The organism is Bacillus rugosus, from assembly GCF_023238245.1.
In the GTDB taxonomy this organism is placed as follows: Bacteria; Bacillota; Bacilli; order Bacillales; family Bacillaceae; genus Bacillus; species Bacillus rugosus.
The window spans coordinates 370,136-388,429 of record NZ_CP096590.1; the positions used below are offsets into that span (position 1 = coordinate 370,136).

At 46.4% G+C, this 18,294-nt stretch carries 9 protein-coding genes; 4 read left to right on the top strand and 5 right to left on the bottom strand.

Going from position 1 to position 18,294, the window contains the following annotated elements; genetic code table 11:
* The first annotated feature begins 4 nt into the window (after positions 1 to 4).
* Together M0696_RS01970 and bglC are read left to right on the top strand one after the other, a co-directional pair.
* Positions 5 to 733, top strand: coding sequence for an AAA family ATPase (locus M0696_RS01970; protein WP_248602426.1), 729 nt, complete (start codon positions 5 to 7; stop codon positions 731 to 733).
* Between the two features lie 72 nt (positions 734 to 805).
* Entirely contained in the window at positions 806 to 2,239 is a 1,434-nt protein-coding gene (bglC, locus tag M0696_RS01975) for a 6-phospho-beta-glucosidase (protein WP_166854326.1), read from the top strand.
* 35 nt (positions 2,240 to 2,274) lie between these two features.
* Here the strand turns inward: bglC and M0696_RS01980 are convergent, their stop codons facing one another.
* From M0696_RS01980 to hxlA, 5 genes are all read right to left on the bottom strand, one after another.
* Positions 2,275 to 2,673, bottom strand: coding sequence for a competence protein ComJ (locus M0696_RS01980; RefSeq protein ID WP_222143522.1), 399 nt, complete (start codon positions 2,671 to 2,673; stop codon positions 2,275 to 2,277).
* A gap of 26 nt (positions 2,674 to 2,699) precedes the next feature.
* Entirely contained in the window at positions 2,700 to 3,149 is a 450-nt protein-coding gene (gene nucA, locus M0696_RS01985) for a DNA-entry nuclease (RefSeq protein WP_136975843.1), read from the bottom strand.
* Positions 3,150 to 3,321: 172 nt separating this feature from the next.
* On the bottom strand, positions 3,322 to 5,046 hold the full coding sequence (gene tlpC / locus M0696_RS01990) for a methyl-accepting chemotaxis protein TlpC (protein ID WP_222143655.1): 1,725 nt from the start codon (positions 5,044 to 5,046) through the stop codon (positions 3,322 to 3,324).
* 111 nt (positions 5,047 to 5,157) lie between these two features.
* Positions 5,158 to 5,715: a 6-phospho-3-hexuloisomerase gene (hxlB, locus tag M0696_RS01995; protein WP_166854324.1), complete on the bottom strand. Its 558-nt coding sequence runs from the start codon at positions 5,713 to 5,715 to the stop codon at positions 5,158 to 5,160.
* 4 nt (positions 5,716 to 5,719) lie between these two features.
* On the bottom strand, positions 5,720 to 6,352 hold the full coding sequence (gene hxlA / locus M0696_RS02000) for a 3-hexulose-6-phosphate synthase (RefSeq protein ID WP_222143523.1): 633 nt from the start codon (positions 6,350 to 6,352) through the stop codon (positions 5,720 to 5,722).
* Between the two features lie 231 nt (positions 6,353 to 6,583).
* Here hxlA and hxlR point away from each other — a divergent pair, with 231 nt between their 5' ends.
* Positions 6,584 to 6,946: a transcriptional activator HxlR gene (gene hxlR, locus M0696_RS02005; protein WP_019713283.1), complete on the top strand. Its 363-nt coding sequence runs from the start codon at positions 6,584 to 6,586 to the stop codon at positions 6,944 to 6,946.
* 575 nt (positions 6,947 to 7,521) lie between these two features.
* Positions 7,522 to 18,285: a surfactin non-ribosomal peptide synthetase SrfAA gene (gene srfAA, locus M0696_RS02010; RefSeq protein ID WP_248602427.1), complete on the top strand. Its 10,764-nt coding sequence runs from the start codon at positions 7,522 to 7,524 to the stop codon at positions 18,283 to 18,285.
* Positions 18,286 to 18,294: the final 9 nt, after the last annotated feature.

Here is an 18,294-nt window from a genome sequence, read left to right on the forward strand (position 1 = left end):
TGCTATGTTTTTAAAAAAGGTTACTCTTCTTCGAGATAAGATTGCGGACTTTGATAGATTTCCTTTTTCTATCCCGGCTATCAATCAATTAAATGAAATTTTATTTACTAGCCAAGTGACTTTTTTTGTAGGAGAAAACGGATCTGGCAAGTCTACTTTGCTTGAAGCAATAGCAGATAAGTGTGAATTGAATACAGCGGGTGGAAGCCGAAATAATGTCTATGAATTACAGGAGTCAGACTCTCATTTAGGTGATTACATACGTTTATCTTGGCTTCCAAAGGTAACAAATGGCTTCTTTTTAAGAGCTGAATCGTTTTATCATCTTTCTCTTCATCTGGATGAGATGGAATTAGATGCTCCGCAGCCATACCGTTCTTATGGAGGGAGGCCGTTGCATAAGCAATCACATGGGGAGTCCTTTATGTCTCTTTTCCGTCATCGTTTTAAAGAAAAAGCGATTTATCTTTTAGATGAGCCAGAAGCTGCACTTTCTCCAGCTATGCAGCTGGCTTTTTTGAGGGTAATACATGATTTGGTGAAGGGTGGAAATGTACAAATGATTATTGCGACTCACTCCCCGATCTTGCTGGGCTATCCCAATGCTAATATTTTAAGCTTTGATGGTGGAAGAATACATCATACAGAATATGAGAATACAGAACATGTTCAATTAACACGATATTTTCTTGGACAAAGAGAAAAAATATTGGCTGAGCTGTTCCGCGATTAATATCGAGTTGATATGAAACGCGTTTCATAACCTATGATAGGTTTATCAAATATCTCAGGAGTGATAAACACTATGATCCACCAGCATCCAGAACCTTTTCCGAAACATTTTTTGTGGGGCTCGGCTTCGGCAGCGTACCAGATTGAAGGCGCTTGGAACGAAGATAACAAAGGCCCTTCTGTATGGGACGTATTTACGAAAATACCGGGCAAAACGTTTAAAGGAACCAATGGCGATATTGCGGTTGACCATTATCACCGTTATAAAGAAGATGTCGCTTTGATGGCTGAGATGGGCTTAAAAGCGTATCGATTTTCCGTCAGCTGGCCGCGGATTTTTCCAAATGGAAAAGGAGAGATCAATGAAGCAGGCTTAGCGTTTTACGATAACTTGATTGACGAGTTGCTTGCTCATAACATCGAGCCGGTTCTGACTTTATATCACTGGGATTTGCCTCAGGCGCTTATGGACGAATATGGCGGTTTTGAATCAAGAAACATCATAGAGGATTTTAATAACTACTGTATTACTCTTTATAAACGTTTTGGAGACAGAGTGAAATATTGGGTTACGTTAAACGAACAGAACTACAATTTTAATCACGGTTTTATTACAGCCATGCACCCGCCTGGAGTGAAAGACAGAAAACGATTTTACGAAGCAAACCATATTGCGTTCCTTGCTAATGCGAAAGCCATTGATTCTTTTAGGGAATATGTGCCTGAAGGCAAAATTGGTCCAAGCTTTGCTTATTCTCCAGCCTACCCTTTATCCAGCCATCCAGAGGATATACTGGCATTTGAAAACGCTGAAGAATTTATGAATAATTGGTGGCTGGACATGTATTGCTGGGGAACCTACCCGCAAATTCCTTTCCGCTATTTAGAAAAACAAGGCTGGGCGCCGACAATTAAAGCAGGAGATATGGAGCTGCTTGCAAAAGGGAAGCCAGATTTTGTAGGTGTCAATTATTATCAGACGATCACCTATGAACGAAATCCGCTTGATGGTGTGTCGGAAGGGAAAATGAATACGACAGGCCAAAAGGGGACCAATCAGGAAACAGGGATACCCGGAGTGTTTAAAACGAAAAAAAATCCGCACCTGACAACGAGCAACTGGGATTGGACAATTGATCCAATCGGATTGCGTATCGGTCTTCGCCGAATTACAAGCCGCTATCAGCTTCCAGTGTTTATCACAGAGAACGGTTTGGGTGAGTTTGATAAAGTTGAGGACGGCACTGTACAGGATGATTATCGAATTGATTATTTGCGTTCGCATCTTGAGCAATGCAGACAAGCCATCAGCGACGGTGTCGATTTAATCGGCTATTGCAGCTGGTCATTTACTGATCTGTTAAGCTGGCTGAATGGCTACCAAAAAAGATACGGATTCGTTTATGTTAATCGCGATGAAGAAAATACACATGATTTAAAACGTTTAAAGAAAAAAAGCTTTTATTGGTATCAGGATGTGATCAAGACGAACGGAGAAAGTTTATAAAGAGCCCCTGAGAGTATTCTCTCAGGGCTTTTTCATTACACAGATACAGCATCAATAATATAAGTGTCGGCATGAAAATCTGACATCTCAGCCGGCACAGTCCAGCATGTCAATTGATAGTCTCCTTTAGGGAGATCAAAGGACAGTCTTTTAGACATAATGCTTTCAATTTCAATTCCGTTATCTGTGACATGAAAAGGAACAGTCACTTTCTTTTCGTAGGAGTTTACAGTTTCTGAACTGTTCAGGCGCAAAAGAATAAAGGCCTTTGTATTTCTCTGTGCTTCAAACGAAACCGCTCCGTCACCCGCAGCGAATCCTTTTTCGATTGCTTCGTCAGTCCAATCCATAACAGGAGGTGCAGAATCCTTTTGAAATACAGTAAATTGATGATATGAAATCGACAGTTCTTGCGGCTTCCAAGACTTGATCAATGTGCTGTTCCTCCTCTTTTAACTGTTTACTGAATCGTGAATAAAACCTTTGTGCCGTCTGGATAATCGGTAAGCTGATGCCCGACCCAAGAGCCTGCACCGCGGTTGTCAGCGGGAGAAATATATTCTACTGAAGCTCCCTCTCCGCCTTCTTTGCACATGGCCATTGGCCATTCATCTCTGTCATACCCCGTTTTTGGCGGTACGTCTTTTAATGATTGCTCGCGGCGTTCTTCAGCTCCGTCTCTGTCGATGGTGCACACATCTGAGTGTCCCTCATTTATCGCATCCTTAATATGTTTGGCCGTTTCGGGATAACGGTCAGAAGGGAGGGCGATTGTTTCGTCATATTCTTCAGTTTGAGACGTTTTTTGATCAGCTGAGAAAAAGTCTCCCTTTATCAGGCCGACAGCTGCAGCTGCTATGACGACGATGACGAGAAGTATCGTTTTGATGATATCCATCGTGATGTTCACCTCCCGCTTTTAGCAACTTTAAACTGACCCAAGAGTAATTCAGAAAGCGTTTGGTGTAAAGGTTGGAATTTTTAGTTTTACACTCAGTTTATTGCCGAAATCGTAATTTTAGCAGGTCGAAATATTTGTTTTCAGTAAAATACCTTTGCCAATTTACAATAATGATAGCAAGTCATCGGCCGTTTTCGGGTTGATCAATCATTTTAAATTGGCTTATGATACCGGTAAGCTCCTCAGCTAGTTGAGATAGCGTTTCAGAAGCTGCAGTAATCTCTTCCATTGCAGCAAATTGCTCTTCTGTTAAAGCTGCAGCCTGCCGGGTATTTTCTGTAGAATCTTTAATATCAGCCGTATTGGCTGCAAAGGAGTCGTTTATGTTATGTGCACTGGCTGAAATATTTGATACAGATGCTGATAGATCACTGATCTCAGTGCTGATTTCACCTGTTGCGGCTGCAATTTCCTTAAATGCATCTTTTGTGCGCTGGATCATGGCCACACCTTCTGCAGCCTCTGTCTTCACATGCTCAACAGATCTTGCAGATTGGTTCATATCATTTTGGATTTCTGTGATCAGTTTTGAAATCTGCCCCGCAGACTGTTGGGACTCTTCCGCTAATTTACGTACTTCATCGGCAACAACAGCAAAGCCCTTGCCATGTTCACCGGCTCTGGCAGCTTCAATCGCTGCATTCAGTGCGAGCAGGTTTGTTTGATCGGCAATTTGGGTGATGACGGATAAAATTTGCTCAATTTGTTTAGAGCGGCCGTCCAACTGGTGTATGATTTCTCCGCTTTTCTGGATCGAATCGTGAATCGCATTCATTTGTGCCTGTACATTTGAAATTTCCTTTTGTCCAATGTCGGCTTTTGATTGCGCAAGCTGTCCTTTGTCAGCAATAGCAGCCGTATTTGAAGAAATATCCCGGATGTCTGCTGAAGCTTGTTTTAATGAGCTTTCACTGTTTTCAATTCGGGTGATCTGATGCTGGGCTCCATTTGCAATCTGCTGTACAGCTTCTGTAATTTTTTCTGAAGCTTGATTTGTTTCTTCCGCTCCGGCTGAGAGCTGCTGAGAGGCTGACGCAAGCTGAAGGGCTGATTGCTGTACGGTCTGGATGGTATCGTTCAGTTTCATTCTCATCTTATTGTAATAAACGCTGAGTTCTGATAGCTCGTCACCAGATTTATCTGACACCTCTATTGTCATATCTCCGTTTCCGGCACTCTCAAAGGCGTATTTTAAAGCGTTCAGCCGCTTATTGATTCTTCTGGTGAAAAGCAGGACAAGGATGACTGATGCAATAATGACGATAACAAGAACGATAGCGAATTGAGTGAAAAGTGATTGCGTAAGTGATGCTAAAATGCTTTGATTGGCTCCGGTATACAGCATGCCGATGATGTTCCCGTTTTGATCTTTTAAAGGCATGTATGCCGTCTGATAAGAAGAGCCCGCCACGTCTGCTTGCCCGTTGAATGGTTTTCCGTTTTTTAAAACAGTGTTAGTAACTTCAGAAGAAGCCTGAGTGCCAACAGCTCTTTCGCCATTCTTCATGACATTGGTTGCTACACGAGTATCTCCTTGGAAAATGGTAACGGTATCACCTGTTTTTTCGCCAAGCAGATCAACGATATCTTCATTTCCATTGATTTGTGTTTGGCCTTTATAAAGCTTATTGTTTTTTACCTGCCAGTCCCCTGAAATGACATCATCAATATAAGCACTGCTTAAAGCCAGATCGCCTTTCGCTTTTTCAGTCGCCATTTGTTTCATGCTGTCTGTAATTTCCTTAAGCATCACAGTGCCTACTGATATCGAAAACAAAAGAACAATCACGAAAACCAGGCAGAGAATTTTTGTTCCTAGCTTAAGCTTTAGTTGTTTTATCACAATAATTCCTCCTTTTTATAATTTGTAGGTCATATTACTTATCGGGTTTTTGAGTTTAAAGTTTTATTTTAGAAATAATAAAACCGGCCTGATCTCCAGGCCGGTTGTGTGAAACTATTCAAGATTTGCGTGGTGGGTGAACATGGTTTTAGAATCGAGCCCTTGTTTCTCCATGAGTTTTAAAATTACTGCATCATAGAACAGCAGCAACGTTTGCTCAAATAGAGAACCCATTGGCTGTATGGTTTTATAGCTTCCGTTTGACTGGTCCTTAGGAGAACCCGGCATTTTGACGATGAGATCGGCTTGTTTTCCGATGCTTGATTCAGGATTGATGGTTAACGCGGCAACAACCCCGTCTAAGCTTTTTGCTTTTGCTGCTGTATGGATCAGGCTCTTTGTCTCGCCTGATCCAGAACCGATAATGACGAGATCTCCTTCGCGGAGCGGCGGAGTGAGAATCTCACCGACAACATGAGCGTTGAAGCCCATGTGCATCAATCTCATCGCGAAGGATTTTGCCATCAGGCCAGAACGCCCCGCACCCGCAGTGAAAATTTGATTGGATGAAAGAATGTGATCGGCAAGCTGATCAGCTTCTTCATCAGAAATGTAAGCCGCTGAACGGTGTAACTCATTGAGAATTTCCGTTACGTATTCAGTCGTTTTCATAACGTTATCCTTGGGCAATAAGCTGTTTCATTTTTGAAGCAGTTTCCGCTTTATCTGTTGCGCTTGTAATGCCGCCCCCAACAATAATAAGGTCAGGCTTTTGTTTGATCACTTCTGGCAGTGTATCAAGTTTGATGCCGCCCGCAATTGCGGTTTTTGCGTTTTTTACGGCATTTTTGATTGTCGTTAATTCTTCGAAAGAGTTTTTACCCTCTGCCTGAAGATCATATCCAGTGTGGACGCAGATGTAATCAACACCGAGTGCGTCAATTTCTTTCGTACGGGATTCAATATCTTTCACGTTAATCATGTCCACTAAGATTTTCTTCTTCTGTTTTTTGGCTTCTTCTACTGCGCCTTTAATTGTTGCATCGTCTGTAGCGCCTAAAACGGTGATGATGTCAGCGCCTGCTTCCGACGCTTTCATGATTTCGTATCCGCCGGCATCCATAATTTTCAGGTCTGCTAGAACCTTCAATTGCGGAAATGTTTCTTTTATTTCTTTAACGGCTCTGAGGCCTTCATTAATGACAACCGGTGTTCCGATCTCAACCACGTCGATGTATTGTTCCACTTCTTTGACGAGTTCAATGGCTTCCGGGATGTTTACGAGGTCTAATGCAAGCTGTAATTCCAAAGTTAATCCACTCCCTTTTTCGAATTATTTTTCATTCTATAGGTTCCCTCTTTTGATGAGAAGTAGGCACTTTGAAGTCAACTAGTTACTTGGAGGATACTGTGAGGAGAGGCAATCAGATTTCTTTCGCTTGGTTTTATGAGTGAGTATAATAAAAAGGAGTCTGCAAAAAAGTAAGTAAGTGATGATACGTATCTAACATATAAAAAGTATACTAAGGGGGGATTTCTTTTGAGCCGGATGGACGACAAAAGGTTTAATTGTGAGAAGGAGTTAACGCTTGCAGTGATCGGCGGGAAATGGAAAATGCTCATTTTGTGGCATTTAGGAAAAGAAGGCACAAAACGGTTCAATGAATTAAAAACTTTGATTCCTGATATTACGCAGAAAATCCTCGTGAATCAGCTGAGAGAGCTTGAGCAGGACATGATTGTTCACAGAGAAGTGTATCCGGTTGTCCCGCCGAAGGTTGAATATTCCTTGACCCCGCAAGGAGAAAGCCTCATGCCTATTCTTGATGCCATGTATGAGTGGGGGAAGGGCTATATGGAATTGATTGATATCGACAAAAATGTCATAAAGGAATCGTTGTAAGGCGCTCTTCGCAAGAGTGTCTTTTTTTTGCTTGTTTTTCGGTTTTTGCGCGGTAAATAGATGTCATGTAAAGATTGTAAATGATTTTCAACAATAAAGGAGAATAAACAGAAAGGTCTGCTTTGAAAATTTTTATTTTTCTGTAAATAATGTTTAGTGGAAATTATTGCGGCATCCCGCAAAAATATCCCAGTAAATAAACTGGAATCTTTCGGCATCCCGCATGAAACTTTTCACCCATTTTTCGGTGATAAAAACATTTTTTTCATTTAAAGTGAACGGTAGTAATGTAAAAAAATATTGAAAACAATGAATAAATAGCCAAAATTGTTTCCTGTTGGGATGTGGGATCTTGCGGTCTTTATCCACTTGTGTTAAACGCCGCAATGATGATGATGGCAGCCCGTTTTGATAGCGTCAATCTGTTTTTTGTTTGGGATGCATTGCTTTTTAAGTGTAGTACTTTGGGCTTTTTCGGCTTTTAGTTCATAAGGATTAAAAGCTTATATGGATAAGAAAGGGAAATACGCTGCGCATGTTCACTGCTTATTGAAGATTAGGGGAGGTATGACAATATGGAAATAACTTTTTACCCTTTAACGGATGCACAAAAACGAATTTGGTATACAGAAAAATTTTATCCTCATACAAGTATTTCGAATCTTGCGGGGATTGGTAAGCTGGTTTCAACTGATAAGGTTGACTGGATGCTTGTTGAGCAGGCAATTCAAGAGTTTATCCGCAGAAATGACGCCATGCGCCTTCGTTTGCGGCTTGATGAAAACGGGGAGCCTGCTCAATATATAAGCGAGTATCGGCCTGTTGACATAAAACATACTGACACCACTGGTGATCCAAATGCGATGGAGTCTATTTCACAATGGAGCCGGGAGCAAACGAAAAAGCCTTTACCGCTGTACGATTGTGACTTGTTTCGTTTTACCATGTTCACCATAAAGGAAAATGAAGTGTGGTTTTACGCAAATATTCATCACGTGATTTCTGATGGAATTTCTATGAATATTCTCGGAAATGCGATTATGCACATTTATTTAGAATTATCCGGCGGTTCAGAAACAAAAGAAGGAATCTCGCATTCATTTATAGATCATGTTTTATCTGAACAGGACTATGCTCAATCGAAGCGGTTTGAAAAGGATAGGGCGTTTTGGAACAAGCAATTCGAATCGGTGCCAGAACTGGTTTCCCTGAAACGGAATACTTCCGCAGGAGGAAGTTTAGAGGCTGAGAGGTTTTCTAAAGATGTGCCTGAAGCGCTTCATCAGCAGATCCTATCGTTTTGTGAGGCAAACAAGGTCAGTGTTCTTGCGGTGTTTCAATCGGTGCTTGCCGCCTATTTGTACAGAGTCAGCGGCCAGAATGATGTCGTGACGGGAACCTTTATGGGCAACCGGACAAATGCGAAAGAGAAGCAGATGTTTGGCATGTTTGTTTCGACAGTTCCGCTTCGGACAAACGTAGACGGCGGCCAGTCGTTTTTAGATTTTGTCAAAGACCGGATGAAGGATCTTATGAAGACGCTTCGTCACCAAAAGTATCCATATAACCTACTGATCAACGATTTGCGTGAAACAAAGAGCTCTCTGACCAAGCTGTTTACGGTTTCTCTTGAATATCAGGTGATGCAGTGGCAGAAAGAAGAGGATCTTGCGCTTTTGACTGAGCCGATTTTCAGCGGAAGCGGATTAAATGATGTCTCAATTCATGTAAAGGATCGATGGGATACTGGGAAACTCACCATTGATTTTGATTACCGAACTGATTTATTTTCACGTGAAGAAATCAAAATTGTTTGTGAACGCATGATTACGATGCTGGAGAACGCGTTATCGCATCCAGAAGATGCAATTGATGAATTAACGCTGATTTCTGAAGCAGAGAAAGAGAAGCTGCTTGCGAGGGCCGGCGGTGAATCTGTCAGCTATCGTAAGGATATGACGATTCCAGAGCTGTTCCAAGAACAGGCTGAGCTGCTTTCTGATCATCCAGCGGTTGTGTTTGAAGATTATACATTGTCCTATCGAACGCTGCATGAACAATCTGCACGCATCGCCAATGTGCTGAAAAAGAAAGGGGTTGGCCCGGACAGTCCTGTCGCGGTTCTGATTGAACGCTCTGAACGGATGATTACATCTATCATGGGGATTTTAAAAGCCGGCGGAGCCTATGTGCCGATTGATCCCGCTTTTCCAGCTGAGCGCATTCAATATATTTTGGAGGACTGCGGCGCGGACTTCATCCTGACTGAATCGAAGGTGGCGTCTCCTGCAGCCGATGCTGAGCTGATTGATTTTGATCAGGCGATTGCGGAAGGTGCAGATGATAGCCTGAATGCTGATGTGAACGCACGGAACCTTGCCTACATTATTTACACATCGGGAACAACCGGACGTCCGAAAGGTGTAATGATCGAGCATCGCCAGGTTCATCACTTGGTTGAATCTTTGCAGCAGACGATTTACCAAAGCGGCAGCCAAACACTGCGGATGGCATTGCTTGCGCCGTTCCACTTTGATGCGTCAGTGAAGCAGATTTTCGCGTCGCTTCTTTTGGGACAAACCCTTTATATCGTACCTAAGAAAACAGTGACAAACGGCTCTGCCCTTGCGGCATATTATCGCAGGCACAGCATTGAAGCGACGGATGGAACACCTGCCCATCTGCAAATGCTGATCGCCGCGGGCGATTTTGAAGGCCTCAAGCTGAAGCATATGCTGATCGGAGGAGAGGGCCTATCGTCTGTTGTTGCGGACAAGCTGCTGAAGCTATTTAAAGAAGCAGGCACAGCGCCGCGCTTGACTAATGTATACGGGCCGACTGAAACGTGTGTTGACGCGTCCGTTCATCCGGTTATCCCAGAGAGTGCTGTTCAATCAGCCTATGTGCCAATCGGGAAAGCACTGGGGAATAACCGCTTATATATTTTGGATCAAAAAGGCAGGCTGCAGCCGGAAGGCGTGGCTGGCGAGCTTTATATCGCGGGCGACGGTGTTGGCCGAGGCTATTTGCATTTGCCTGAATTGACGGCTGAGAAGTTTTTGCAAGATCCATTCGTGCCAGGCGATCGCATGTACCGGACCGGAGACGTGGTGCGCTGGCTGCCAGATGGAACAATCGAATATTTAGGCAGAGAGGATGACCAGGTCAAAGTCCGCGGTTACCGGATTGAGCTTGGGGAAATTGAAGCCGTGATTCAGCAGGCGCCAGACGTTGCGAAAGCCGTTGTCTTGGCACGTCCTGACGAACAAGGAAATCTAGAGGTTTGCGCATATATTGTGCAGAAGACTGGCAGCGAATTTGCTCCGGCCAGTCTGCGGGAGCATGCGGCCAGACAGCTTCCTGACTATATGGTGCCGGCTTACTTTACAGAAGTGACAGAAATTCCGCTTACGCCAAGCGGTAAAGTGGACCGCCGCAAGCTGTTTGCACTAGAGGTGAAGGCATTCAGCGGAACGGCCTATACGGCGCCTCGCAATGATACGGAAAAAACAATCGCAGCCATTTGGCAGGACGTTCTGAATGTTGAGAAGGCGGGGATCTTTGACAATTTCTTTGAAACGGGCGGACATTCATTGAAGGCTATGACGCTTTTAACAAAGATTCATAAGGAAACAGGCGCTGACATTCCGCTTCAATATTTATTCGAGCATCCGACGATTGCGGCTCTTGCGGAGGAAGCCAAAGACAGAGAAAGCCGGGAATTTGCAGCGATTGAACCTGCTGAAAAACAGGAGCATTACCCGCTATCCTTGGCACAGCAGCGAACATATATCGTCAGCCAGTTCGAGGATGCGGGTGTTGGATACAACATGCCGGCGGCAGCGATTTTGGAAGGGCCTTTAGAGAAACAAAAGCTGGAGCACGCATTCCAAGGGTTAATCCAACGCCACGAGTCTTTGAGAACGTCATTTGTTCTTGAAAACAGCACGCCGAGACAGAAAATTCATGGCAGCGTCGATTTCAACATCGAGATGATTGAAAGAGGCGGCCGATCCGATGAGGCAATCATGACTTCATTTGTCCGGAGGTTTGATTTGGCGAAAGCGCCGCTGTTCAGAATCGGTTTGATGGAACTTGAAGAGAACCGTCATATGCTTCTGTTTGACATGCATCATTTGATTTCTGACGGTGTGTCCATCGGCATTATTTTGGAGGAGTTAGCTCGGATATACAAAGGTGAACAGCTTCCTGAGCTTCGTCTTCAGTATAAGGATTACGCGGTTTGGCAAAGCGGTCAGGCTGCTGAAGGGTACCAGAAGGACCGAGCGTATTGGAAGGAAGTCTTTGCGGGCGAGCTTCCGGTGCTTCAGCTTCTATCCGATTATCCGAGACCGCCTGTTCAAAGTTTTGAAGGAGATCGGGTGTCAATCAAGCTGGATGCGGGATTAAAGGATCGCTTACATCGTTTGGCTGAACAAAATGGCGCCACGCTGTATATGGTGATGCTGTCCGCTTACTATACGCTTTTATCAAAGTATACGGGACAAGATGACATCATTGTCGGCACGCCGTCAGCGGGCCGAAACCACTCTGATACAGAGGGCATTGTCGGGATGTTCGTCAATACGCTCGCGATTCGCAGTGAAGTGAAGCAGGATGAGACGTTTACCCAGTTGATCGCGCGTGTCCGCAAACAGGTGCTGGATGCCTTTTCTCATCAGGACTATCCGTTTGAGTGGCTTGTAGAAGATTTGAACATCCCGCGTGATGTAAGCAGACATCCGCTGTTTGACACGATGTTCAGTCTTCAAAATGCGACAGAGGGCATTCCGGCTGTCGGCGATCTGTCCTTGTCTGTTCATGAGACCAATTTCAAGATTGCAAAATTTGATTTGACGGTGCAGGCGAGAGAAACCGATGAAGGCATTGAGCTTGATTTGGACTACAGCACGAAGCTGTTTAAACAAAGCACGGCTGACAGGCTGCTCAATCATTTTGCGCGTTTGCTTGATGATGCTGCGGCTGAGCCTGAGAAACAGATTTCTGAGTACAAACTTCTTTCTAAAGAGGAGGCTGCTGCTCAAATTCAGCAGTTTAACCCGGGAAAAACACCTTATCCGAAAGGCAAAACGATTGTTCAGCTGTTTGAAGAGCAAGCGGCGAAAACGCCAGACCAGCCGGCACTTCAATATGAAGGCAAATCACTTACTTATCGTGAGCTGAATGAACGGGCCAATCGGTTGGCGCGCGGCATTCTTTCTCTAGGGGCAGGTGAAGGCAAAACGGCGGCAGTCTTATGCGAGCGGTCAATGGACATGATTGTGTCGATCCTCGCCGTTTTAAAAGCTGGCTCGGCTTATGTGCCGATTGATCCGGAACATCCGATTCAGCGGATGCAGCATTTCTTCCGTGACAGCGGAGCGAAGGTGCTTCTTACTCAGAAAAAATTAAAGGCTTTAGCAGAAGAAGCAGCATTTAGCGGTGTTATCGTGCTTGCGGATGAGGAAGAAAGCTATCATGCCGATACGCAAAATCTCGCATTGCCTCTTGACTCCGCGGCGGTCGCCAATCTGACGTATACGTCCGGAACGACAGGAACACCAAAGGGAAATATCGTGACACATGCCAATATTCTGCGCACGGTGAAGGAAACGAATTATCTCAGCATTACAGAACAGGATACGATTCTCGGACTTTCCAATTACGTGTTTGACGCGTTTATGTTTGATATGTTCGGCTCTTTGTTAAACGGTGCCAAACTTGTATTGATACCGAAAGAAACAGTATTGGATATGGCTCGTCTGTCTCGCGTTATTGAGAGGGAGAACATCAGCATTCTTATGATTACAACTGCTTTGTTCCACCTGCTTGTGGACTTGAATCCGGCGTGCTTGTCAACACTGCGCAAGATTATGTTTGGCGGGGAGAGGGCTTCGGTTGAGCATGTAAGAAAAGCTTTGCAAACGGTTGGGAAAGGCAAGCTGCTTCACATGTACGGGCCGTCTGAAAGCACGGTTTTCGCAACGTATCATCCGGTTGATGAATTGGAGGAGCACACGCTGTCTGTTCCGATTGGAAAACCGGTCAGCAATACGGAAGTATACATTCTTGACCGGGCGGGACACGTGCAGCCTGCCGGGATCGCCGGGGAGCTTTGCGTTAGCGGCGAAGGACTCGTGAAAGGCTATTACAATCGTCCGGAACTGACTGTGGAGAAATTCGTTCCGCATCCGTTTATATCCGGCGAACGCATGTATAAAACGGGTGACCTCGCCAGATGGCTGCCGAATGGCGACATCGAATTTATCGGGCGGATCGACCATCAAGTGAAAATCCGCGGACAGCGCATCGAGCTTGGAGAAATCGAACATCAGCTGCAAACCCACGACCGCGTGCAGGAGACTGTCGTGCTTGCTGTTGATCAAGGAGCGGGAGACAAGCTGCTCTGTGCGTACTTTGTCGGAGAGGGAGAAATCTCATCTCAAGAGCTGAGAGAATATGCAGCGAAGGACCTGCCAGCTTACATGGTTCCTGCGGTGTTTATTCAAATGGACGAGCTGCCGCTGACCGGGAACGGAAAAATCGACCGGAGAGCGCTGCCGCTTCCTGATGCCAGCGTCTCAAGAGGTGTTTCATATGTTGCGCCTCGCAATGAAATGGAACAAAAACTCGCAAACATTTGGGCACAGGTGCTTCAGGTTCAACAGGTCGGCGTTTATGACCACTTCTTTGACATCGGCGGACATTCATTAGCAGGCATGAAGATGCTTGCCTTAGTTCATCAGGAACTGGGTGTTGAGCTGTCACTTAAAGATCTCTTCCAGTCACCTACGGTTGAAGGCTTAGCGCAGGTGATGGCCTCTGCTGAAAAAGGGACAGCCATCAGCATCAGCCCGGCAAAGAAACAAGATACGTATCCTGTCTCTTCACCACAAAAACGGATGTATGTACTTCAGCAGCTTGAAGGAGCGCAAACGAGCTATAACATGCCGGCGGTGCTGCGCCTTACAGGTGAGCTTGATGTTGAAAGGCTTAACAGCGTCATGCAGCAGTTAATGCAGCGTCATGAAGCCTTTCGAACCACGTTTGAAATAAAAGATGGAGAAACGGTGCAGCGGATTTGGGAAGAAGCTGAGTGTGAGATGGCATATTACGAAGCCGCAGAAGGAGAGACAGAGCGGATCGTTTCTGAGTTTATCAAGCCTTTCAGAATCGATCGGCTTCCGCTGTTCAGAATGGGGCTGATCAAGCATTCAGACACTGAGCATGTGCTGCTCTTCGATATGCATCATATTATTTCTGACGGTGCGTCAGTCGGTGTGCTGATTGAGGAGCTTTCGAAGCTGTATGACGGAGAAACCCTTGAGCCGCTCCGTATCCAGTATAAGGATTATGCCGTGTGGCAGCAGCAGTTCATTCAGTCTGAGCTTTATAAGAAGCAAGAGGAGCATTGGCTGAAGGAGCTGGAAGGAGAGCTGCCGGTGCTGACGCTTCCGACTGACTATAGCCGGCCTGTGGTTCAAACATTTGAGGGAGACCGTATTGCATTTTCATTAGAAGCAGGCAAAGCTGATGCTCTGCGCAGACTTGGAAAAGAAACGGATTCCACACTGTACATGGTGCTTCTGGCTTCATACAGTGCGTTTTTATCGAAACTGAGCGGACAAGACGATATCATTGTCGGTTCACCAGTAGCCGGACGATCTCAAGCAGACGTCAGCCGCGTCATCGGAATGTTCGTCAATACGTTGGCGCTGCGAACGTATCCGAAAGGTGAAAAGACGTTTGCTGACTATCTTGGCGAAGTGAAAGAAACCGCGCTCAATGCTTTTGAAGCGCAGGATTATCCGCTTGAGGACCTGATCGGAAACGTACAGGTTCAGCGTGACACGAGCAGAAATCCGTTATTCGACGCAGTATTTTCGATGCAAAATGCGAATATCAAGGATCTAACGATGAAAGGGATTCAGCTGGAGCTGCATCCGTTTGAACGGAAAACGGCCAAGTTTGACATCACACTGACGGCTGACGAAACGGACGGAGGGCTTACGTTCATACTTGAATACAATACAGCGCTGTTTAAACCTGAAACAATTGAACGGTGGAAGCAATACTGGATGCAGCTTCTAGATGCAGTCACCGGCAATCCGAACGAGCCGCTTTCCAGCCTGTCACTCGTCACTGAACCAGAAAAACAAACGCTTCTAGATGCATGGAAAGGCAAAACGCTGCCTGTGCCGACAGACAAGACCATTCATCAGCTATTCGAAGAGACTGCCCAGCGCCACAAAGACCGCCCGGCTGTCACATTCAACGGACAATCATGGACGTACGGCGAGCTGAATGCCAAGGCGAACCGTCTCGCCCGGATTCTGATCGACTGCGGCATCAGCGCGGATGAGCGCGTCGGCGTTCTCACGAAGCCGTCGCTGGAAATGTCCGCCGCGGTGCTCGGTGTCTTAAAGGCGGGAGCGGCGTTTGTGCCGATTGATCCTGACTATCCGGATCAGCGGATTGACTATATTTTACAAGACAGCGGCGCGAAGCTTCTCTTGAAACAGGAAGGCATTTCAGTGCCGGCCAGCTATACAGGAGACGTCATCCTTCTCGATGGGGATCGCACGATTCTGAGCCTGCCGCTTGATGAAAACGATGAGGAAAATCCAGTGACGGATGCAAACGCGGAGAACCTCGCGTACATGATTTACACGTCTGGAACGACCGGACAGCCGAAGGGTGTCATGGTTGAGCACCATGCGCTTGTGAACCTCTGTTTCTGGCACCACGATGCGTTCAGCATGACAGCGGAGGACCGCAGTGCGAAGTACGCGGGCTTTGGATTCGACGCCTCCATTTGGGAGATGTTCCCGACCTGGACGATCGGTGCTGAGCTTCACGTCATTGATGAAGCAATTCGCCTCGATATCGTCCGCTTGAACGACTATTTCGAAACGCACGGCGTGACGATCACGTTCCTGCCGACACAGCTGGCAGAACAGTTCATGGAGCTTGAGAACACATCGCTTCGCGTATTGCTGACAGGCGGAGACAAGCTGAAACGCGCGGTCAAGAAGCCGTACACGCTCGTCAACAACTACGGGCCGACAGAAAACACGGTCGTTGCCACGAGCACAGAAATCAATCCGGAGGAAGGCTCGCTTTCCATCGGGCAGGCGATCGCCAATACGAGAGTGTACATTCTCGGCGATGGCAATCAGGTGCAGCCGGAAGGCGTAGCCGGAGAGCTTTGTGTGGCGGGACGCGGACTGGCGCGCGGCTATCTGAATAAAGAAGACGAAACCGCGAAGCGGTTTGTCGCTGATCCGTTTGTCTCGGGTGAACGCATGTACCGCACCGGCGATTTGGTGAAATGGGTGAACGGCGGCATCGAATACATCGGCCGGATCGACCAGCAGGTCAAGGTTCGCGGCTACCGGATCGAGCTGTCAGAAATCGAAGTCCAGCTCGCCCAGCTTTCTGAGGTGCAGGATGCGGCGGTCACAGCTGTCAAAGATAAAGGCGGCAATACAGCGATCGCGGCGTATGTCACACCGGAAACAGCTGACATAGAAGCACTGAAATCAGCACTGAAGGAAACCTTGCCGGACTACATGGTCCCGGCATTCTGGGTGACGCTGAACGAACTTCCGGTTACCGCAAACGGGAAGGTTGACCGCAAAGCCTTGCCTGAGCCGGACATCGAAGCGGGAAGCGGAGAATACAAAGCGCCGACAACGGATATGGAAGAGCTGCTTGCCGGCATCTGGCAGGACGTGCTCGGCATTTCTGAAGTCGGTGTCAGCGACAATTTCTTCTCGCTCGGCGGAGATTCGATCAAAGGAATCCAGATGGCGAGCCGCTTGAACCAGCATGGCTGGAAGCTGGAGATGAAAGATCTCTTCCAGCATCCGACGATCGAGGAGCTCACACAATATGTGGAGCGTGCTGAAGGCAAACAGGCAGACCAAGGCCCGGTGGAGGGGAAAGTCATTCTGACGCCAATCCAGCGCTGGTTCTTTGAAAAGAACTTCACGAACAAGCACCACTGGAACCAATCCGTGATGCTTCACGCCAAGAAGGGCTTCGATCCTGAACGGGTGGAGAAAACATTGCAGGCGCTGATCGAACATCATGATGCACTCCGTATGATCTACCGTGAGGAGCTGAAAGATGTCGTTCAATACAACCAGGGAATTGAAGCTGCTTCAGCCCAATTGGAGATCATCCAAATCGAGGGCCAAGCGAAAGATCATGAAGACCGCATAGAGAGAGAAGCGGAACGGCTGCAGAGCAGCATCGACTTGCAGGAAGGCGGCTTGTTAAAAGCAGGCTTGTTCCAAGCGGAAGACGGAGACCACTTGCTCCTTGCCATTCACCACTTAGTGGTTGACGGCGTGTCGTGGCGGATTTTACTGGAGGATTTCGCCGCGGTATATACACAGCTTGAGCAGGGCAATGATCCGGTTCTCCCGCAGAAAACACATTCATTTGCGGAGTATGCAGAGAGATTACAAGACTTCGCGAACTCCAAAGCCTTTTTGAAAGAAAAAGAATATTGGAGACAGCTTGAAGAACAGACTGTCGCGGCAAAGCTTCCGAAGGATCGCGAATCTAGTGATCAGCGAATGAAACATACAAGGACAATCGAATTTTCGCTGACTGCTGAAGAGACAGAACAGCTCACCACAAAGGTGCATGAGGCATATCACACAGAAATGAATGATATTTTGCTGACGGCATTCGGATTGGCAATGAAGGAGTGGACAGGCCAGGATCAAGTAAGTGTTCATTTAGAGGGGCATGGACGTGAAGAAATCATAGAAGACCTGACCATTTCCCGGACAGTCGGCTGGTTTACGAGTATGTACCCGATGGTGCTCGATATGAAGCATGCGGATGATCTGGGTTACCAGCTGAAGCAAATGAAAGAAGATATCAGACATGTACCGAATAAGGGAGTCGGGTACGGCATTCTCCGTTATCTGTCAGCGCCGGAACATAAAGAAGACGTGGCGTTCTCGATTCAGCCGGATGTCAGCTTTAACTACTTAGGACAGTTCGATGACATGTCGGATGCTGGCTTGTTCAAGAGATCAGAGCTGCCATCAGGACAATCGTTAAGCCCGGAAACAGAAAAACCGAATGCGCTCGATGTTGTCGGATATATCGAAAACGGAAAACTGAGGATGTCACTGGCCTATCATTCTCTTGAATTTCATGAAAAAACGATACAGACATTCAGCGACAGCTTTAAAGCCCATCTGCTCAGAATCATTGAACATTGCCTATCCCAAGATGGAACGGAACTGACGCCGAGTGACCTTGGCGACGACGATTTGACGCTGGATGAGCTTGATAAATTAATGGAAATTTTCTAATAGAGGTGG